The 21,560-nt window shown below is 35.5% G+C and carries 16 protein-coding genes, 8 tRNA genes and 2 rRNA genes; all 26 read left to right on the top strand.

Annotated features, from left to right (window positions below; all coding sequences use genetic code 11):
- Positions 1-117 precede the first annotated feature (117 nt).
- Positions 118-690, top strand: a complete 573-nt coding sequence (gene pth / locus EL082_RS10965) for an aminoacyl-tRNA hydrolase (protein ID WP_002465692.1) — start codon at positions 118-120, stop codon at positions 688-690.
- On the top strand, positions 687-4,196 hold the full coding sequence (gene mfd / locus EL082_RS10960; protein WP_015365365.1) for a transcription-repair coupling factor: 3,510 nt from the start codon (positions 687-689) through the stop codon (positions 4,194-4,196). The genes pth and mfd overlap by 4 nt, the downstream gene beginning before the upstream one ends.
- On the top strand, positions 4,186-5,715 hold the full coding sequence (locus tag EL082_RS10955) for a polysaccharide biosynthesis protein (protein WP_049416077.1): 1,530 nt from the start codon (positions 4,186-4,188) through the stop codon (positions 5,713-5,715). Before mfd ends, EL082_RS10955 begins: the two co-directional genes overlap by 11 nt.
- Positions 5,712-6,902, top strand: a complete 1,191-nt coding sequence (locus tag EL082_RS10950; RefSeq protein WP_002465717.1) for a MazG nucleotide pyrophosphohydrolase domain-containing protein — start codon at positions 5,712-5,714, stop codon at positions 6,900-6,902. The genes EL082_RS10955 and EL082_RS10950 overlap by 4 nt, the downstream gene beginning before the upstream one ends.
- Positions 6,899-7,165 carry an RNA-binding S4 domain-containing protein gene (locus EL082_RS10945; protein ID WP_002451740.1) on the top strand — a complete coding sequence of 89 codons (267 nt, stop codon included), beginning with the start codon at positions 6,899-6,901 and terminating at the stop codon, positions 7,163-7,165. Before EL082_RS10950 ends, EL082_RS10945 begins: the two co-directional genes overlap by 4 nt.
- Before the next feature lie 20 nt (positions 7,166-7,185).
- Positions 7,186-7,584: a cell division protein DivIC gene (gene divIC / locus EL082_RS10940; RefSeq protein WP_023374619.1), complete on the top strand. Its 399-nt coding sequence runs from the start codon at positions 7,186-7,188 to the stop codon at positions 7,582-7,584.
- A gap of 102 nt (positions 7,585-7,686) precedes the next feature.
- On the top strand, positions 7,687-8,094 hold the full coding sequence (locus EL082_RS10935) for a S1 domain-containing RNA-binding protein (RefSeq protein ID WP_002451742.1): 408 nt from the start codon (positions 7,687-7,689) through the stop codon (positions 8,092-8,094).
- 165 nt (positions 8,095-8,259) lie between these two features.
- Complete coding sequence (gene tilS / locus EL082_RS10930; protein WP_049416103.1) at positions 8,260-9,558, top strand: tRNA lysidine(34) synthetase TilS; 1,299 nt, start codon at positions 8,260-8,262, stop codon at positions 9,556-9,558.
- Between the two features lie 3 nt (positions 9,559-9,561).
- Positions 9,562-10,098, top strand: coding sequence for a hypoxanthine phosphoribosyltransferase (gene hpt, locus EL082_RS10925; protein WP_049416074.1), 537 nt, complete (start codon positions 9,562-9,564; stop codon positions 10,096-10,098).
- A gap of 267 nt (positions 10,099-10,365) precedes the next feature.
- Complete coding sequence (gene ftsH, locus EL082_RS10920; RefSeq protein WP_049416070.1) at positions 10,366-12,423, top strand: ATP-dependent zinc metalloprotease FtsH; 2,058 nt, start codon at positions 10,366-10,368, stop codon at positions 12,421-12,423.
- 233 nt (positions 12,424-12,656) lie between these two features.
- The gene (gene hslO / locus EL082_RS10915; RefSeq protein WP_002465687.1) at positions 12,657-13,538 is read left to right on the top strand and encodes an Hsp33 family molecular chaperone HslO; all 882 of its coding nucleotides are present in this window, start codon (positions 12,657-12,659) and stop codon (positions 13,536-13,538) included.
- A 171-nt stretch (positions 13,539-13,709) separates the two neighbouring features.
- Positions 13,710-14,642 (top strand): cysteine synthase A, encoded by a 933-nt coding sequence (gene cysK, locus EL082_RS10910; RefSeq protein WP_049416067.1) that lies wholly within the window; start codon positions 13,710-13,712, stop codon positions 14,640-14,642.
- Positions 14,643-14,845: 203 nt separating this feature from the next.
- Positions 14,846-15,649, top strand: a complete 804-nt coding sequence (gene folP, locus EL082_RS10905) for a dihydropteroate synthase (RefSeq protein WP_049416066.1) — start codon at positions 14,846-14,848, stop codon at positions 15,647-15,649.
- The gene (gene folB, locus EL082_RS10900; RefSeq protein ID WP_002465711.1) at positions 15,627-15,992 is read left to right on the top strand and encodes a dihydroneopterin aldolase; all 366 of its coding nucleotides are present in this window, start codon (positions 15,627-15,629) and stop codon (positions 15,990-15,992) included. The genes folP and folB overlap by 23 nt, the downstream gene beginning before the upstream one ends.
- Positions 15,993-16,472 (top strand): 2-amino-4-hydroxy-6-hydroxymethyldihydropteridine diphosphokinase, encoded by a 480-nt coding sequence (gene folK, locus EL082_RS10895; protein ID WP_002465702.1) that lies wholly within the window; start codon positions 15,993-15,995, stop codon positions 16,470-16,472.
- Between the two features lie 323 nt (positions 16,473-16,795).
- Complete coding sequence (gene lysS, locus EL082_RS10890; RefSeq protein WP_002465701.1) at positions 16,796-18,283, top strand: lysine--tRNA ligase; 1,488 nt, start codon at positions 16,796-16,798, stop codon at positions 18,281-18,283.
- Positions 18,284-18,678: 395 nt separating this feature from the next.
- Positions 18,679-18,793, top strand: a 5S ribosomal RNA gene (rrf, locus tag EL082_RS10885).
- A gap of 11 nt (positions 18,794-18,804) precedes the next feature.
- A tRNA-Val gene (locus EL082_RS10880) sits at positions 18,805-18,880 on the top strand.
- A gap of 7 nt (positions 18,881-18,887) precedes the next feature.
- Positions 18,888-18,963: transfer RNA gene (locus EL082_RS10875), tRNA-Thr, on the top strand.
- A 6-nt stretch (positions 18,964-18,969) separates the two neighbouring features.
- Positions 18,970-19,042 (top strand) — tRNA-Lys (locus EL082_RS10870).
- Positions 19,043-19,077: 35 nt separating this feature from the next.
- Positions 19,078-19,152: transfer RNA gene (locus EL082_RS10865), tRNA-Gly, on the top strand.
- Between the two features lie 7 nt (positions 19,153-19,159).
- A tRNA-Leu gene (locus EL082_RS10860) sits at positions 19,160-19,248 on the top strand.
- A 10-nt stretch (positions 19,249-19,258) separates the two neighbouring features.
- Positions 19,259-19,335: transfer RNA gene (locus EL082_RS10855), tRNA-Arg, on the top strand.
- 23 nt (positions 19,336-19,358) lie between these two features.
- Positions 19,359-19,432 (top strand) — tRNA-Pro (locus EL082_RS10850).
- Positions 19,433-19,445: 13 nt separating this feature from the next.
- Positions 19,446-19,521, top strand: a tRNA-Ala gene (locus tag EL082_RS10845).
- 122 nt (positions 19,522-19,643) lie between these two features.
- Positions 19,644-21,196, top strand: a 16S ribosomal RNA gene (locus tag EL082_RS10840).
- Positions 21,197-21,560 lie beyond the last annotated feature (364 nt).

Here is a 21,560-nt window from a genome sequence, read left to right as displayed (position 1 = left end):
GTGGCTAAGATATTAGGAGATAAAGCATACGTAAAATGACAGATAAATGAAATGATTGAGTATGTAAATTAAAGAAGTCACTTAATAAATAAAGAATAAACATGGAGGTAACGACATATGAAATGTATTGTAGGTCTTGGGAATATTGGTAAACGATTTGAATTAACAAGACACAATATTGGCTTCGAAGTCATTGACTATATACTAGAACGACATAATTTCACCTTGGATAAACAAAAATTCAAAGGTGCATATACAATTGAAAGGATGAATGGTGACAAAGTTCTGCTTATTGAACCTATGACAATGATGAACTTGTCTGGTGAAGCTGTAGCACCATTGATGGATTACTACAATATTGACGTAGACGATTTAATTGTATTATATGACGATTTAGACTTAGAACAAGGACAAGTACGTTTACGTCAAAAAGGTAGTGCAGGCGGTCATAATGGTATGAAATCAATTATCAAAATGCTTGGCACTGACCAATTTAAGAGAATTCGTATTGGTGTTGGTCGACCAACGAATGGTATGTCTGTTCCTGATTATGTACTTCAACGTTTTTCTAAAGAAGAAATGACTACAATGGAGAAAGTTATTGAACATTCAGCTAATGCTGTAGAAGCATTCATTGAAACATCTCGATTTGACAATGTGATGAATGAATATAATGGTGAAGTGAATTGAGACAAGTTATTTCTAATTATGTAAAAGAAGATAAACGTTTTCAGGAATTAGACCAGGTTTTTGGCCAAGATAATATTTTAGTTACGGGTCTATCACCTTCAGCAAAAGCAACCATTATTGCTGAAAAATATTTAGCTGATCAAAAACAAATGTTGTTAGTAACTAATAATCTGTATCAAGCAGATAAAATCGAAGCGGATATATTACAATATGTCAGTGGTGAAGAAATTTATAAATACCCAGTTCAAGATATCATGACCGAAGAATTTTCTACACAAAGCCCTCAACTTATGAGTGAGCGTGTTAGAACGCTAACCGCTCTTGCTCATGGGGAAAAAGGGTTATTTATTGTTCCGTTAAATGGATTGAAAAAGTGGTTAACACCAGTAGAAATGTGGCGCAATCATCAAATGACGTTAAATGTTGGTGATGATATGGATGTTGACGATTTTCTGAATAAATTAGTCAATATGGGATATCGTAGAGAAAGTGTTGTTTCTCACATTGGTGAATTCTCACTTAGAGGTGGCATTATAGATATTTATCCTTTAATTGGAGCCCCTGTTAGAATTGAATTATTTGATACAGAAATAGATTCAATTCGTGATTTCGATGTGGAAACACAACGCTCTAACGATAACTTAGAATCAGTAGAAATTACTACGGCAAGTGACTATATTATTACTGATGAAGTGATTAATCATCTACAAACACAATTAAAGACCGCTTATGAAGATACAAGACCAAAAATTGAAAAATCTGTGAGAAATGACTTAAAAGAGACATATGAAAGTTTCAAACTTTTTGAATCTACGTTCTTTGATCATCAATTATTACGACGATTAGTGGCATTTATGTATGACCAACCATCAACGATTATTGATTATTTTGCGAATGATGTTGTGATAGCTGTTGATGAATATAATCGTATTAAAGAAACAGAAGAAACGTTAACGACTGAAGTTGATGATTTTATTAATAACTTAATTGAAAGTGGTAATGGATTTATTGGTCAAAGTTTTATGCAATATGATGGCTTTGAAACTTTATTAGAAGAACGACCTGTGGCTTATTTTACACTTTTCACTTCTTCAATGCCTGTTGAATTAGATCATATTATTAAATTCTCATGTAAACCAGTACAGCAGTTCTATGGTCAATACGACATTATGCGTTCAGAGTTCCAAAGATTTATCCATAATGACTATGCGATTGTAGTATTGGTCGAAACAGAGACGAAGGTTGAACGTATACAATCAATGCTTAATGAAATGCATATACCAGTCGTAACACATATTGATCAGGCTTCAACAAGTGGCCAAGCAGTTGTTGTAGAAGGCAGTCTGTCTGAAGGTTTTGAATTACCCTATATGCAGTTAGTGGTTATTACAGAAAGGGAATTATTTAAGACCAAGCAGAAAAAGCAACGTAAACGTACTAAAACAATGTCGAATGCAGAAAAAATTAAGTCATACCAAGATTTAAATGTTGGAGATTATGTTGTTCACGTTCATCACGGTGTAGGACGATATTTAGGTGTAGAAACTTTAGAAGTTGGAGAACAACATAGGGACTATATCAAGTTACAGTACAAAGGTACAGACCAATTGTTCGTTCCGGTTGATCAAATGGATCAAGTTCAAAAATATGTTGCTTCCGAAGACAAATCACCTCGCTTAAATAAACTAGGTGGAACTGAATGGAAAAAGACGAAAGCTAAAGTTCAACAAAGTGTTGAAGACATAGCAGATGAATTAATCGATTTATATAAACAAAGAGAAATGTCAGTTGGCTATCAATTTGGTCCAGACACTGAAGAACAGTCTACGTTTGAATTAGACTTCCCATATGAGCTAACACCAGACCAAAGTAAATCTATTGATGAAATAAAAGGGGACATGGAACGTGAACGTCCAATGGATCGCTTATTATGTGGTGATGTAGGTTATGGTAAGACTGAGGTTGCTGTTCGTGCCGCTTTCAAAGCTGTCATGGAAGGTAAACAGGTCGCATTCCTTGTACCTACGACGATATTAGCTCAACAACATTACGAAACATTAATTGAACGTATGCAAGATTTTCCAGTTGAAATTCAATTGATTAGTAGATTCCGCTCAACTAAAGAAGTGAAAGAAACTAAAGAAGGACTCAAATCTGGTTATGTAGATATTGTTGTAGGTACACATAAGTTATTAGGTAAGGATATCCATTACAAAGATTTAGGCTTACTCATTGTCGATGAAGAACAACGTTTTGGTGTGCGTCATAAAGAAAGAATTAAGACGCTGAAAAATAATGTAGATGTGTTAACGTTAACAGCTACGCCGATACCAAGAACATTGCATATGAGTATGCTTGGTGTGCGTGATTTATCAGTCATCGAAACACCACCTGAAAATCGTTTCCCAGTGCAAACTTATGTTTTAGAACAAAATACCAACTTTATTAAAGAAGCATTAGAACGAGAACTATCTCGTGATGGTCAAGTATTCTATTTATATAATAAAGTTCAGTCCATCTATGAAAAGAGAGAGCAACTTCAAATGTTAATGCCAGATGCCAACATAGCTGTCGCACATGGACAAATGACTGAACGAGATTTAGAGGAAACAATGCTCAGTTTCATCAATCATGAATACGATATCTTAGTGACTACGACAATCATTGAAACTGGTGTCGATGTACCAAATGCGAATACATTGATTATTGAAGAAGCGGATCGCTTCGGTTTAAGTCAATTGTACCAATTACGTGGACGTGTAGGTCGTTCAAGTAGAATAGGGTATGCTTATTTCCTTCATCCTGCAAATAAGGTATTAAATGAAACAGCTGAGGAAAGACTACAAGCCATTAAAGAATTTACCGAATTAGGTTCAGGATTTAAAATAGCGATGCGCGACTTGAATATTAGAGGGGCAGGTAATTTACTTGGGAAACAACAACATGGATTTATAGATTCAGTTGGTTTCGACTTATACTCTCAAATGCTTGAAGAAGCGGTCAATGAAAAACGGGGTATCAAAGAGGAAGCGCCAGATGTTCCTGATGTAGAAGTCGAACTGAATTTAGATGCCTATTTACCGGCGGAATATATTCAAAATGAACAAGCTAAAATTGAAATTTATAAAAAACTACGCAAAGTGGAAACAGAAGATCAACTCATGGATATTAAAGATGAACTCATCGATCGCTTCAACGATTATCCAACTGAAGTTGAACGTTTATTAGATATTGTAGAAATCAAAACGCATGCACTTCATGCAGGTATTACAAAAATTAAAGATATGGGTAAACAAATTCAAATATTCTTATCTGAGAAATCAACTGCTGATATTGACGGAGAGGCATTATTTAAAAATACACAACCGCTTGGAAGAACGATGAAGGTCGGCGTAGAGAATGGTGCAATGAAAGTGACACTCACTAAATCTAAACAATGGCTAGACAACTTAAAATTCTTAGTGAAATGTATTGAAGAAAGTATGAGCATTAAAGATGAAGCATAAAGCGGCATTTAATGGTGTAGTGATATTAACGCTTGCGTTAGTCATCGTTAAAGTATTAAGTGCGATATATAGAGTACCCTATCAAAATATACTTGGTGATGAAGGATTGTATGCTTATCAACAAGTTTATCCTATTGTTGCTTTAGGTATGATTTTATCTATGAATGCTATTCCAAGTGCAGTGACGCAAAACTTAGGTTTGGACCACCGTTCACAATACTATTCTAAAGTGCTACTTATTATACAAAGTGTAGGTATTGGTATATGTTTAGTTGTATTTGCGAGTGCAGGCATTATTTCCCGCTTAATGGGTGATGGACATTTAGCACCTATGATTAGAATGGCTAGTTTTAGTTTCGCATTTGTTGGTGTGTTAGGTGTATTAAGAGGATATTTTCAATCTAGACAAGAAATGAATGTGCCAGCTATTTCCCAGGTTATAGAACAATTCATTCGAGTGGGATTTATTATGGTAGCTATTTTCCTATTTTTGACACAACATTGGACGATATACCAAGCTGGCTCGTTATCAATCATTGCTTCTTCAATCGGATTTTTAGGTTCAACACTTTATCTAGTATCTAAACGACCGTTTAAGTTGAAATTAGCTTCTAAAGGAACCAAAATTCAATGGACCCAGTTACTTATTGCTATTCTTATTTTTGCTTTGAGTCAGTTAATTGTTATTTTGTGGCAAGTCGCAGATAGTTTTACTGTCATCCATACTTTGAAAATGACAGGCCTGCCATTTGAAGAGGCTATTAAACAAAAAGGTGTATATGATAGAGGGGCTTCTTTTATTCAAATAGGCTTAATTGTAACAACAACGTTTAGTTTTGTCCTAATTCCTTTATTAACCGAAGCCATTCAAAATAAGCAATCGATTCAAATGTATAGATATGCGAACGCCTCATTAAAAATTACAATATTGATTAGTTCGGCAGCAGGCATTGGTTTGATGAATGTCTTACCGCTTATGAATAAAGTGTTTTTCAAGACAGATAGCGAGACAGTAACGTTATGCGTTTATATGTTGACGGTTATTGGTGTATCATTGATTATGATGGATATTGCATTATTACAAGTACTCAATCAAATCAAACCGATAGTGATTGGCTTTACATTAGGTTTATTATCTAAAGCTATATTCAATATAGTTTTCATATATCAACTTCACATTTTAGGCGCTAGTATAAGTACAGTATTATCGTTGATTATTTTTGCGAGTATACTTCACCGCGCCGTCTTGAAATCTTATCATTTTAATCAAATGAACAAATTTATTATAAAATTAGTAGGCGGGTTGTTTATAATGTCAGTTATTGTCCAACTGATGATGACTATCTTACCTTCTAGCGGACGTTTAATTGGATTAATATCTTTATTAATCAGTGCCATAGTTGGTGTAGGTGTATTTATGATATACGTCGGTATTTTTAATGTCCTAAGTTATAGGGAATTGAAATTTTTACCTTTAGGAGACAAGTTATATCACTTTAAGAAAGGAAGACGTTCATGACGCATACGATTACGATTATTGGTTTAGGGAACTATGACATCGATGATTTGCCTTTAGGTATATATCGATTTATTCAAAAGCAAGATAAAATATATGCACGCACTCTTGAACACCCTGTAATTAAGTCACTTAAAAATGAAATTGATTTTGAGGGCTTTGATGATATATACGAAGCAAATGATCAGTTTGAAGCTGTTTACGATCATATTGTAGAACAGTTGATTAATAAAGCACACCAATCGGATATTGTATACGCTGTGCCTGGACATCCTCGTGTTGCTGAAACGACGACTGCTAAGTTAATGGCGTATCATAATCAGAATGAGGATATAGAAGTGAAGGTATTAGGTGGAAAAAGCTTCATTGATGATGTATTCGAAGCGGTTGCAGTTGAACCTAATGATGGGTTTACCTTACTAGATGGTACCGCACTAGAAGAAGCGAAACTAAATGTTCGCACTAATACTTTGATAACTCAAGTATATAGCGCAATGGTAGCAGCAGATATCAAGTTGACGTTGATGGAACGTTATCCCGATGATCATATTGTAAAAATTGTTACAGGTGCACGTAGTGGTGAAGCACAAGTAACTGAATGTGCTTTATTTGAGCTAGATCATTTTGACACTGCTTTTAATAATTTAACAAGTGTCTTTGTGCCTAAAATAGTAGCAAATGAATCACTATATAATGATTTTAATTTTGCTGAACAAACGATTGATTTACTTGTTGATGATGAAAAAGGTTGTCCTTGGGATAAAGTTCAAACACATCAATCATTAAAACGTTATCTGTTAGAAGAGACGTTTGAACTATTTGAGGCTATTGATAATGAAGACGACTGGCACATGGTGGAAGAATTAGGAGATATACTATTACAGGTATTATTGCATACAAGTATCGGTAAAAAAGAAGGTTATTTTGATTTAAAAGAAGTAGTCGCAAGTTTAAATGCTAAAATGATTCGTCGTCACCCACATATATTTAGTGATGAATCTGCTGAATCCATAGAGGATTTAAAAACGATATGGGCAACTGCTAAATCTAATGAAGGTAAAAAACCACGTGTGAAATTCGAGAAAGTATTTGCAGACCATTTCATGTCATTGTATGATAAAACAAAAAATAAAGATTTTGACGAAGTGGCTCTTAAACAATTTTTAGAGCAAGGAGAGACTCATCAATGAGATTAGATAAATTTTTAAAAGTGTCTAGATTAATTAAACGTCGTACATTAGCTAAGGAAATTAGTGACCAAGGACGTATTACGATTAATGGTAATGTAGCAAAAGCAGGTACAGATGTTAAAGTTGGAGATGAACTCGTTATTCGTTTCGGCCAAAAACTTGTAACCGTCAATGTAACCGGATTAAATGAACATGCATCTAAAGAAAATGCTAAAGGTATGTATGAATTAGTAAAAGAAGAGCGTATTAATGAATCTGAATAGACAAAGTGAGGTGACAAGCTATGAATAATAAAGTTGAAAATATCGGTAATCAATATACATCTAAAGAGAACCAAAAAAAGCAACGACAACGTAAAAAGATGCGTGTAGTACGTCGAAGAATCGCGTTGTTTGGTGGTATCATGCTAGCGATTATCATTTTATTATGCATTATGCTTGTCTTCCAAAAACACAGTAACGAAAAAGATGCAGTCGAAAGAAAACATAAAGAAGAGCAATTTCAAAAGCAACAAGATGAAGAAATCGCATTGAAAGAAAAACTAAATAATTTGAATGATAAAGATTATATCGAAAAAGTGGCGCGAGATGATTATTATTTAAGTAATAAAGGCGAAGTGATTTTTAGATTGCCAAATGATAATAAATCCTCTAAGGCTAAATCTTCAGATGAGAATAATTAATTAAAGAGAAATAAAATAATCGCATTATAGCATTGTGAAATTGCTTCAACAGGAATATAATAAAGTTAAAATCGAATGAAATCGGGAGGATTTATTTAGAATATGTCAATCGAAGTAGGAAATAAGCTTAAAGGTAAAGTCACTGGTATTAAAAAATTCGGTGCATTCGTTGAGTTACCTGAAGGAAAAAGTGGCTTAGTCCATATTAGTGAAGTGGCTGACAACTATGTTGAAAATGTGGAAGATCATTTATCTTTAGGTGATGAAGTAGAAGTTAAAGTACTTTCAATCGCGGATGATGGCAAAATTAGTCTTTCAATTAAAAAAGCGAAAGATCGTCCACAACGTAAACCACAGCACAATAATAAATCACATCAAAGTAAACCAGCTCCAAAAGGCGAAGACTTTGAAAAGAAATTAAGTAACTTCTTAAAAGATAGTGAAGATAAATTAACTTCTATTAAACGTCAAACTGAATCTAGACGTGGTGGTAAAGGTTCAAGACGTTAATTTCATAAACCAAGTCTGTTGTAATAACTTAACATAGCTTTTGTATTGCTAATTACTTTGAATAACAGACAATCTAAGACTGTTTCTTGATGAAGGAGCAGTCTATTTTTATTGTAACAATGTATTGATGATAGGTTATTTAAATGCTTGGAGGTGAAAGGTATGATGGAACTTGATGCTACAGGGTGGTCCAAACAGGATCATATTGTATTAGCCGTATCAACAGGTATAGATAGTATGTGTTTACTACATCTTTTATTAAATGAATATCAACATACATATAGCAAACTGACATGTATTCATGTAAATCACGGGTTAAGACAAGCATCCATAGAAGAAGAGGCATTTTTTAAAACGTATTGTGAAGAACATCAAATCGAGTATTTTATCAAACGATTAGATTTATCAGAAACAGTTGAAGCGGGGAACAGTATTCAAAATGTATCTCGCCAATACAGGTATGATTGGTTTGATAGTATCATGAAACAACTTGGGGCCAATGTGTTACTAACTGCACATCATCAAGATGATCAAATCGAAACTATCTTTTATAGATTGTTTACTGGTAGATTTACACGTAGTCATTTAGGTATTGCCTATACTTCTCAACGTAGTAGTTACCAACTTATTCGTCCGATGCTAGACATCTCAAAAGCTACTATCAAATCTTATCAAAATCAATATAACATTCCGTTTTTTGAGGATGTATCTAATCATAAAAATGTATACGTCAGAAATGATATAAGAAATCGTATCATACCAGCAGTAATGGATAATCAACAACTAGACGTAGCGCACTTATTAAAATTAAAATCTTGGCATGACCAAGAGTTAGCTACACTTAGAAAATCGGCACATCACTTTATCAATGAAGCAGTACAAGTATCTGAGAATCAAGATAAAATAGTGATTCCTAGAGGACGATTTAATCGATTGACAGATAATTTGAAAGTACATGTGCTAGATCAATTATTTGAAAAGACAACACTGTCTAAAACGATATCTGATAAAATGTATCAAACATGGTTTAATCAAATTTCAAATCAAAAATCACAATTCACAATTGATATAACAGATAAATGGATAATTCAAATTGCATATGATACATTAATAATAATGGCTAATACAGAAATGAACGACGTGAATTCAACACAAGTCATCGAAGTACCTCATACATATCGTTTTGGTGATTATGAGATTGAAATACAACCTGACTTTCCATTAAATCAGTTCCCATTAACAATAAGACAACGTCAAAATGGCGATCGTTTTTTATTAAATGGATATACTGGCAAACATAAAAAAGTAAGTCGATTGTTAATAGATAAAAAAATCGATGCTATTGAACGAAATCGTTTACCAGTTGTTATCAATGCAGAAGGTAAAATAATTGCTGTAGGTCAATTGTTTATGAACAAAGACTATAAACATTATATAAATATTAGAAATATTGGAGATGAATAACAAATGCACGAGGATATAAAAAGTAATGTATTAAGTGAAGAAGATATTCAAACGATTTGCAAGGATTTAGGACAACAGTTAACTAAAGATTACCAAGATAAGCCCCTTGTTTGTGTGGGTATCTTAAAAGGGTCAGTTATGTTTATGGCAGACTTAATTAAGCGAATTGATACACACTTATCAATCGACTTTATGGATGTTTCAAGTTACCACGGGGGTACTGAATCTACAGGTGAAGTTCAAATTATCAAAGATTTAGGTTCATCAATTGAAAATAAAGATGTACTCATTATCGAAGATATTTTAGAAACTGGTACTACATTAAAATCCATCACTGAATTATTAGAATCACGTAAAGTCAACTCATTAGAAATTGTTACTCTATTAGATAAACCAAATCGTAGAAAAGCTGATATTGAAGCTAAATACGTCGGCAAAAAAATCCCAGATGAATTCGTAGTCGGATATGGATTGGATTATGGTGAGCATTACAGAAACTTACCTTATATTGGTACTTTAAAACCTGAAGTTTATTCATAAGATATAGATTAGATTAAATCGAAACGTTGGACACGATGTTTTTTTGCTATGATTCAACATCAATATAGTGTAGACTCGATTTAAATCGTAAAAATATAATTAAATTAGATATTTTGCAATCACGATATTATGAAAAATAAAAATCTCTATAGTGGAAATTGACTAAAATTGATAAACCAATACTAAAGTTGAAATAGTAGCCTGCTAAAGATGTATTGTGTTACAATTTTTGTTAGTTTTATTATTGGAAGTAGGAGGAAATGTCACATGCAGAAAGCGTTTCGCAATGTGCTAGTTATCGCAATTATAGGCGTTATCATATTTGGCCTGTTTTCTTTCTTAAATGGTAATGGAAATATGCCAAAACAGCTTACATATACGCAGTTTGTTAATAAATTGGATAAAGGTGATTTAAAATCATTAGAAATCCAACCTGAGCAAAATGTATACATGGTAAGTGGTAAAACAAAAAATGGTGAAGATTATTCATCAACAATATTATTTAATAATGAAAAAGATTTACAAAAAATCACTGATACAGCGAAAAAACAAGATGGATTGAAATTTACAGTTAAAGAAGAAGAAGAACAAAGTGTATTTGTTAGTATCTTAACAACATTGATTCCAGTTTTAATCATTGCTTTATTATTTATTTTCTTCCTTAGCCAAGCCCAAGGTGGGGGCGGCGGTGGTCGTATGATGAACTTTGGTAAATCCAAAGCGAAAATGTACGATAGTAGTAAACGCCGTGTTCGTTTCTCAGATGTTGCAGGCGCAGATGAAGAGAAACAAGAACTTGTTGAAATAGTAGATTTCTTAAAAGACAACAAGAAATTCAAACAAATGGGATCTAGAATTCCGAAAGGTGTTTTACTTGTAGGTCCTCCAGGTACTGGTAAAACATTACTTGCACGTGCAGTTGCAGGTGAAGCTGGTGCACCATTCTTCTCAATTAGTGGTTCAGACTTTGTTGAGATGTTTGTTGGTGTTGGTGCTAGCCGTGTGCGTGATTTATTTGAAAATGCGAAGAAAAATGCACCATGTATTATTTTCATAGATGAAATTGATGCAGTAGGTCGTCAACGTGGTGCTGGTGTTGGTGGTGGACACGATGAACGTGAACAAACATTGAACCAATTATTAGTCGAAATGGATGGCTTTGGTGAAAATGAAGGTATTATTATGATTGCTGCAACAAACCGTCCTGATATTTTAGACCCAGCGTTATTACGTCCAGGTCGTTTCGATAGACAAATTCAAGTAGGTCGTCCAGATGTTAAAGGTCGTGAAGCCATTTTACATGTTCATGCGAAAAACAAACCACTTGATGAAACTGTTGATTTAAAAGCTATTTCTCAAAGAACACCAGGATTCTCTGGTGCGGATTTAGAAAACTTATTAAATGAAGCATCGTTAATCGCTGCTCGTGAAGGTAAGAACAAAATTGATATGCGTGATATCGAGGAAGCAACAGACCGAGTTATTGCTGGTCCTGCTAAAAAATCACGTGTCATCTCTGATAAAGAACGAAACATTGTTGCGCACCATGAAGCAGGTCATACAATTATCGGTATGGTGCTTGATGAAGCAGAAGTTGTACACAAAGTAACAATTGTTCCAAGAGGACAAGCTGGCGGTTATGCAATGATGCTACCTAAACAAGATCGTTTCTTAATGACTGAACCAGAACTATTAGACAAAATCTGTGGTTTATTAGGTGGTCGAGTTTCAGAAGATATTAACTTTGGTGAAGTATCAACTGGAGCTTCTAACGACTTTGAAAGAGCAACTCAAATTGCACGTTCTATGGTTACTGAATATGGTATGAGTAAAAAGCTTGGACCATTACAATTCTCTAGTAGCGGTGGCGGTCAAGTATTCTTAGGTAAAGACATGCAAGGTGAACCTAACTATTCTGGCCAAATCGCTTACGAAATTGATAAAGAAGTACAACGTATCGTTAAAGAACAATATGAGCGTTGTAAAGAAATCTTATTAGAGCATCAAGAACAATTAAAACTTATTGCTAAAACTTTACTTACAGAAGAAACATTGGTTGCTGAACAAATCCAATCATTATTCCACGAAGGTAAATTACCTGAGGTTGACTACGATTCAGCTGAAGTCGTTAAAGAAACTAATTCAGAATTTGATGAAGGTAAATATGGCAAATCATACGAAGATGTTCGTAAAGAGCAATCGTTAGATCATAAAGGTGAAGACAATCATAATGAAGATGAGTCAGAAGATGAACCAACTGGTCATGAACAATCACCGAATATAGACAAACCATATAATCCTAACGATCCAAATCATAGACAGTAAAGAAGCACATAGTTTAATCTCCCTACTATCACACATATAGTAGGGAGATATTTTTGTATAAATAAAGCAATGTGTATTTTTGTAAATAATGTTTGTATAAACAAACAACCAAATTTATCTAAAAACAAATCATTTCATGAAAGTAAACAACAGATGTATAATAGTTATTCGAAAATGATATTAATTAAAAGAAACGAAGCATCGTAAAGATATATAAAAGGAGTAATTAAATAATGACACATGACTATATTGTTAAAGCACTAGCGTTTGATGGTGAAATTAGAGCATATGCAACATTAACAACAGAATCAGTACAGGAAGCTCAAACAAGACACTATACGTGGCCAACAGCTTCAGCTGCAATGGGAAGAACGATGACTGCTACTGTAATGATGGGAGCAATGCTAAAAGGAGACCAGAAATTAACTGTAACGGTTGATGGTCGTGGTCCTATTGGCAGAATTATTGCAGATGCAGATGCTAAAGGTAATGTACGCGCTTATGTGGATCATCCACAAACACATTTTCCATTAAACGAACAAGGAAAATTAGATGTTAGACGAGCAGTAGGGACAGAAGGTTCTATACAAGTAGTTAAGGATGTAGGAATGAAAGATTATTTTTCCGGTTCAAGTCCAATAGTTTCTGGTGAACTAGGAGAAGATTTTACGTACTATTATGCGACAAGTGAACAAACACCATCTTCTGTTGGTTTAGGAGTACTTGTTAATCCAGATAATACGATTAAAGCAGCAGGCGGATTCATTATCCAAGTGATGCCTGGTGCCAAAGAAGAAACAATCAGTAAATTAGAAGAAGCAATTAATCAAATGACACCAGTATCTAAACTCATTGAGCAAGGATTAACACCGGAAGGAATTTTAAATGAAATTCTTGGAGAAGAACATGTCCAAATTTTAGAAACATCACCTGCACAATTTGAATGTAATTGTAGTCATGAAAAATTCTTGAATGCTATTAAAGGTTTAGGGGAAGCAGAAATCACAGATATGATTAAAGAAGATCATGGTGCGGAAGCAGTTTGTCACTTCTGTGGAAATAAATATAATTATAGTGAAGCTGAGCTTAACCAATTATTAGAATCAATGGCATAAATTCAACAGAAGTTTATTACAAATTAAATTAGGGAATTTATTAAATGTATGTCGATAAATATGCACAAGATTTTGTAGGATATATTTGTTTTTTTAGAAAATTCTGATAGAATATAAATATCCGATAAAAAGACTAAGTTTTATTAATTCTATCTATAAGGAGTGTTTGGAATGGCACAAAAACCAGTAGAAAACATTACACAAATTATTGGAAACACACCAGTAGTTAAATTGAGAAATGTTGTTGATGAAGATGCGGCAGATATTTACGTTAAATTAGAATATCAAAATCCAGGAGGTTCAGTTAAAGACCGTATAGCTTTAGCTATGATTGAAAAAGCTGAAAAAGAAGGTAAAATCAAACCTGGAGATACTATTGTGGAGCCGACAAGTGGTAACACAGGCATTGGTTTAGCATTTGTATGTGCAGCCAAAGGATACAAAGCAGTGTTCACTATGCCTGAAACAATGAGTCAAGAACGTCGTAACTTATTAAAAGCATATGGTGCAGAATTAGTATTAACACCTGGATCAGAAGCAATGAAGGGTGCAATTAAAAAAGCCAAAGAACTTAAAGAAGAGCATGGTTACTTTGAACCCCAACAATTCGAAAACCCAGCAAACCCTGAAGTTCATGAACTTACAACTGGTCCAGAATTAGTTGACCAGTTTGAAGGTAAAACAATCGATGCATTCTTAGCTGGCGTAGGTACTGGTGGCACATTATCTGGTGTCGGTAAAGTTTTAAGACAACAATACCCTGATATTGAAATAGTTGCTATCGAACCAGAAGCATCACCAGTTCTAAGTGGTGGAGAACCAGGGCCACATAAATTACAAGGTTTAGGTGCTGGATTTGTTCCGGATACGTTAAATACAGACATTTACGATAGTATTATTAAAGTAGGCAATGAAACTGCTATGGAAATGGCACGTCGTGTTGCAAAAGAAGAAGGTATTTTATCAGGAATTTCTTCTGGTGCCGCTATTCATGCAGCTATTCAAAAAGCTAAAGAATTAGGTAAAGGTAAAACAGTAGTAACAGTATTACCAAGTAATGGTGAACGTTACTTATCTACACCTTTATACTCATTTGATGACTAATTATATAAGCTACCAAAGCGAAGTCGTATAAATCGACTTCGCTTTTTTATTGGTTACATACGTATGAGTATAGCCAATTCATTTTTACTATTATTTAGAGTAGTTTATTTAATTTTTACCACTGAAATTATGTTGAAAGTAGTGATATCATTATAAGTGATATGAAAAAGCATGAAATATTTCAAAATAGAAAAGGTGATTAAATGTCAAAAACTAAAATTATGAGCATACTTAACGTGACGCCAGATTCATTTTCAGATGGTGGGAAATATAATTCTGTTGAAAAAGCAGTTTCACGAGCGAAAGAAATGATTGATGAAGGTGTTGATATAGTTGATGTAGGTGGTGTTTCAACTCGGCCTGGATATCAAGAAGTTACTCTAGAAGAAGAGTTGGATAGAGTTATACCAGTTGTTGAAGCATTGATAGGGCTTAATATACAAATATCAATTGATACATATAGAAGTGAAGTAGCAGAAGCTTGTTTGAAGTTAGGCGCTACAATGATTAATGATCAATGGGCTGGTTTGTACGATCCTAAAATATTGAAAGTTGTTGCTCAATATGATGCAGAAATTGTTCTAATGCATAATGGGGATGGTAAAAGAGATAAGCCAGTTGTAGATGAAATGCTTGTTACCTTATTAGCACAAGCTAATAAAGCTGAAATGGCAGGCATCCCACATTCTAAAATTTGGCTAGATCCTGGTATAGGGTTTGCTAAAACTAGAGATGAAGAAAACGAAGTGATGGCTCGACTTGATGAGTTAGTTGCAACAGATTATCCGATTTTATTGGCTACTAGTCGTAAAAGATTCATTAAAGAAATGATGGGTGGAGATTCAAAAGCCATTGAAAGGGACGAAGCTACAGCAGCAACAACTGCTTATGGTATAATGAAGGGCGTTCAAGCTGTGAGAGTACACAATGTTAAACTTAATTCACGTATTGCACAAAGCATGGATTTTCTAAAGGAGAATGAAAATGAACGACATCATATTTCTTAATGGAATGCGATTTTATGGTTATCACGGTGCATTGCCGGCAGAAAATGAAATAGGTCAAATATTCATAGTAGATATTACTTTGAAAGTAGATTTACATGATGCTGGTCAATCAGACGATGTGAAAGATACGGTACATTATGGAGAAGTCTTTGAAGATGTTAAAGAGATTGTTGAAGGAGAACCCTCTAATTTACTAGAACATCTAGCAGAACGTATTGCCAAACGTATAAATTCACACTATAATCGTGTAATGGAAACGAAAGTTAGAATAACTAAAGAAAATCCTCCAATACCAGGACATTACGATGGGGTAGGTATAGAAATAGTGAGGGAGCGTAATTAAATGGTTAAAGCATATTTAGGCTTAGGAAGTAATATAGGTGATAGAGCACATCAATTACAACAAGCCATCCGAATTATTGACCAATACCAATACATTGATGTTACCTCTATATCTCCTATCTATGAAACAGAGCCAGTTGGTTACACTGATCAACCACAGTTTCTTAATTTATGTATAGAAATAGAGACAACATTAAATCCTCAGGAATTATTAAAGAGATGTTTAGAAACGGAAGAAGCACTTCACCGTGTAAGGAAGATTCGATGGGGGCCTAGAACACTAGATGTAGATATTTTACTGTATGGAAATGAAATCATTGAAGAAGATAATTTAATCATTCCTCACCCGAGAATGACAGAACGCGCTTTTGTGCTTATTCCATTGAATGATATCGCATCGAAACACATTGAACCCCGTTCCCAAAAATTGATTGAAAACTTAGTAATAGCAGATAGTACTGTTAAAAGATATATGTCTTAATGAGTAACGAAGAGATTGATGATGTGAGACACTACATAGTGACTTAAATTATTTAATTCTAGTTGTTTTTGAAAATTGATTAAGTTTTAACAGTTAAAGATAAAGTAGTAAATACTTTATTAGAACATTACCGTTTAGTAAAATGATATGGTGAGAAGATAGATGTTATGAAAAGATTTAGCACGCTTCTTGGCATCGCTATATTTAGAGTAGATAAAAGTGACTCTAAGATAACAAAGAGAAATGATTGATATACCTAAACATTTCTAACAAAATGTATAAAATAAATAATTGAAAAACAAGAAGCAAAAGGAGAGAAAGTTATGTCAGAAGAAATGAACGACCAAATGCAGGTACGCCGACAAAAACTACAAGAATTAAGAGATTTAGGAATTGATCCATTTGGTCAACGATACGATCGTTCTGCTTCAGCAGCTGAATTAAAAGCGGCTTGGGACGAATTCTCAAAAGAAGAATTACATGAAAAAGAAGAAGAAAGTCATGTTGCGATAGCAGGTCGTATTATGACTAAACGTGGAAAGGGTAAAGCAGGATTTGCACATGTGCAAGATCTTTCAGGACAAATTCAAATTTATGTTAGAAAAGATCAAATTGGAGAAGAACAATTTGATTTGTGGAAACATGCCGACCTAGGAGATATTGTCGGTGTTGAAGGTGTAATGTTTAAAACTAATACTGGTGAATTATCAGTTAAAGCAAAATCATTTACACTATTAACTAAAGCTTTAAGACCATTACCAGATAAATTCCACGGATTACAAGATATAGAACAACGTTATCGTCAACGTTATTTAGACTTAATCACAAATCAAGATAGTACACGAACATTTATTAATCGTAGTAAAATCATTCAAGAAATGCGTAATTATCTAAATCAAAAAGGTTTCTTAGAAGTAGAAACACCAATGATGCATCAAATTGCTGGAGGAGCTGCTGCTAGACCATTTGTGACACACCATAATGCACTAGACGCTACTTTGTATATGCGTATAGCTATCGAATTGCATTTAAAACGTTTAATCGTAGGCGGATTAGAAAAAGTATATGAAATTGGTCGCGTATTCCGTAATGAAGGTGTATCTACACGACATAACCCTGAATTTACAATGATTGAATTGTATGAAGCTTATGCAGATTACCATGATATTATGGACTTAACAGAATCAATGGTTAGACATATTGCTCAAGAAGTACTTGGATCAGCTAAGGTTCAATATAACGGAACTGAGATTGATTTAGAATCATCATGGAAAAGATTGCACATTGTTGATGCTGTGAAAGAAGCTACAGGTGTAGATTTCTATAATGTGAAATCTGATGAAGAAGCCAAAGCACTAGCGAAAGAACATGGAATTGAAATCACTGACAATATGAAATATGGTCATATTTTAAATGAATTCTTTGAGCAAAAAGTAGAAGAGACATTAATCCAACCAACATTCATATACGGTCATCCAATTGATATATCACCATTAGCTAAGAAAAACCCAGAAGATCCTAGATTTACAGATAGATTTGAATTGTTTATCGTAGGAAGAGAACATGCTAATGCCTTTACTGAGCTTAATGATCCTATCGATCAAAAAGAACGTTTTGAAGCTCAATTAGTCGAAAAAGAGCAAGGTAATGACGAAGCGCATGAAATGGACGAAGATTATATCGAAGCATTAGAATATGGTATGCCTCCTACAGGTGGTCTAGGAATCGGAATTGATAGATTAGTTATGTTATTAACTGATTCACCATCAATTAGAGACGTATTATTATTCCCTTATATGAGACAAAAATAATTTATCGAGAAACACCAATCACAATTGTGATTGGTGTTTTTATGTAATCTAATTGTTGAAAAAGTGAGATGAAATTAATTTTCCTCTTAAATTAATGTTACTTTTGATAAATAAAAGTAACTTATTTACTGATAGAAAGTAATAATACCTATAGTTAAGGAAAATGATGTGTGGTAGAATAGATCAAGTGGAAAAGGCGAAGGAATTGAAATTACGTCTTTCGAAAAAAATCAAAACAAACTATTGACTTTCTTAAGTTAATGAAGTAATATATAAAAGTCGTCAAAAACACGTAGTTCAGTTAACAGAATGTAAAATTAATTTTAACAAAGTGTAAAATTAACTATTGAAAAGTCATTAACAAACGTGTATTATTAATAAAGTAAGTTAATTTGTCTGGTGGCAATAGCAAAGAGGTCACACCTGTTCCCATGCCGAACACAGAAGTTAAGCTCTTTAGCGCCGATGGTAGTCGGACTAACGTTCCGCTAGAGTAGGACGTTGCCAGGCAATAGATAACAGGAGAATTAGCTCAGCTGGGAGAGCATCTGCCTTACAAGCAGAGGGTCGGCGGTTCGAACCCGTCATTCTCCACCATTTAATAGCCGGCCTAGCTCAATTGGTAGAGCAACTGACTTGTAATCAGTAGGTTGGGGGTTCAAGTCCTCTGGCCGGCACCATCTTTTGAGCCATTAGCTCAGTTGGTAGAGCATCTGACTTTTAATCAGAGGGTCAGAGGTTCGAATCCTCTATGGCTCATTACGATTTTATTTAAATTTTCTAAGCGAAATAATGCAGAAGTAGTTCAGCGGTAGAATACGACCTTGCCAAGGTCGGGGTCGCGGGTTCGAATCCCGTCTTCTGCTCCATTATTTTGCCGGGGTGGCGGAACTGGCAGACGCACAGGACTTAAAATCCTGCGGTGAGAGATCACCGTACCGGTTCGATTCCGGTCCTCGGCACCATCTTTAATAAGCGCCCGTAGCTCAACTGGATAGAGCGTTTGACTACGGATCAAGAGGTTATGGGTTCGACTCCTATCGGGCGCGCCATTTTTAAAGAATATAACTACATACGGGAAGTAGCTCAGCTTGGTAGAGCACTTGGTTTGGGACCAAGGGGTCGCAGGTTCGAATCCTGTCTTCCCGACTTCTTAATAAATGGGGGCTTAGCTCAGCTGGGAGAGCGCCTGCTTTGCACGCAGGAGGTCAGCGGTTCGATCCCGCTAGTCTCCACCATTATTTATTTCATTAAATGAACATTGAAAACTGAATGACAATATGTCAACGTTAATTCCAATAATGTAACGAAAGTTACAATAATTAATTTAGTTTTATGAGCTAATCAAACATCATAATTTTTTATGGAGAGTTTGATCCTGGCTCAGGATGAACGCTGGCGGCGTGCCTAATACATGCAAGTCGAGCGAACAGATAAGGAGCTTGCTCCTTTGACGTTAGCGGCGGACGGGTGAGTAACACGTGGATAACCTACCTATAAGACTGGGATAACTTCGGGAAACCGGAGCTAATACCGGATAACATATTGAACCGCATGGTTCAATAGTGAAAGGCGGCTTTGCTGTCACTTATAGATGGATCCGCGCCGTATTAGCTAGTTGGTAAGGTAACGGCTTACCAAGGCAACGATACGTAGCCGACCTGAGAGGGTGATCGGCCACACTGGAACTGAGACACGGTCCAGACTCCTACGGGAGGCAGCAGTAGGGAATCTTCCGCAATGGGCGAAAGCCTGACGGAGCAACGCCGCGTGAGTGATGAAGGTCTTCGGATCGTAAAACTCTGTTATCAGGGAAGAACAAATGTGTAAGTAACTGTGCACATCTTGACGGTACCTGATCAGAAAGCCACGGCTAACTACGTGCCAGCAGCCGCGGTAATACGTAGGTGGCAAGCGTTATCCGGAATTATTGGGCGTAAAGCGCGCGTAGGCGGTTTTTTAAGTCTGATGTGAAAGCCCACGGCTCAACCGTGGAGGGTCATTGGAAACTGGAAAACTTGAGTGCAGAAGAGGAAAGTGGAATTCCATGTGTAGCGGTGAAATGCGCAGAGATATGGAGGAACACCAGTGGCGAAGGCGACTTTCTGGTCTGTAACTGACGCTGATGTGCGAAAGCGTGGGGATCAAACAGGATTAGATACCCTGGTAGTCCACGCCGTAAACGATGAGTGCTAAGTGTTAGGGGGTTTCCGCCCCTTAGTGCTGCAGCTAACGCATTAAGCACTCCGCCTGGGGAGTACGACCGCAAGGTTGAAACTCAAAGGAATTGACGGGGACCCGCACAAGCGGTGGAGCATGTGGTTTAATTCGAAGCAACGCGAAGAACCTTACCAAATCTTGACATCCTTTGACCGCTCTAGAGATAGAGTCTTCCCCTTCGGGGGACAAAGTGACAGGTGGTGCATGGTTGTCGTCAGCTCGTGTCGTGAGATGTTGGGTTAAGTCCCGCAACGAGCGCAACCCTTAAGCTTAGTTGCCATCATTAAGTTGGGCACTCTAAGTTGACTGCCGGTGACAAACCGGAGGAAGGTGGGGATGACGTCAAATCATCATGCCCCTTATGATTTGGGCTACACACGTGCTACAATGGACAATACAAAGGGCAGCTAAACCGCGAGGTCAAGCAAATCCCATAAAGTTGTTCTCAGTTCGGATTGTAGTCTGCAACTCGACTACATGAAGCTGGAATCGCTAGTAATCGTAGATCAGCATGCTACGGTGAATACGTTCCCGGGTCTTGTACACACCGCCCGTCACACCACGAGAGTTTGTAACACCCGAAGCCGGTGGAGTAACCATTTATGGAGCTAACCGTCGAAGGTGGGACAAATGATTGGGGTGAAGTCGTAACAAGGTAGCCGTATCGGAAGGTGCGGCTGGATCACCTCCTTTCTAAGGATATATTCGGAACATCTTCGTAGAAGATGAGGAATAACATTGACATATTGTATTCAGTTTTGAATGTTTATATAACATTCACATATCTTCTTTTTCAAAGAAAGCGATTCGTAGACAATGCGTTGAGTTACTTTAATTGGAGTTTACTAGAGTAAATGAGTATTTAAAGTAATGATAACAAAACAGTATGCAAACGCTTGACTGGAAATAGAACTTGTACATTGAAAACTAGATAAGTAAGTAAAATAGATTTTACCAAGCAAAACCGAGTGAATTAGAGTTTTAAAGCTTGAATTCATAAGAAATAATCGCTAGTGTTCGAAAGAACACTCACAAGATTAATAACGCGTTTCCTGTA

This window comes from Staphylococcus warneri (genome assembly GCF_900636385.1).
Lineage (GTDB): Bacteria > Bacillota > Bacilli > Staphylococcales > Staphylococcaceae > Staphylococcus > Staphylococcus warneri.
This window is presented reverse-complemented; position numbering and strand designations above follow the sequence as displayed.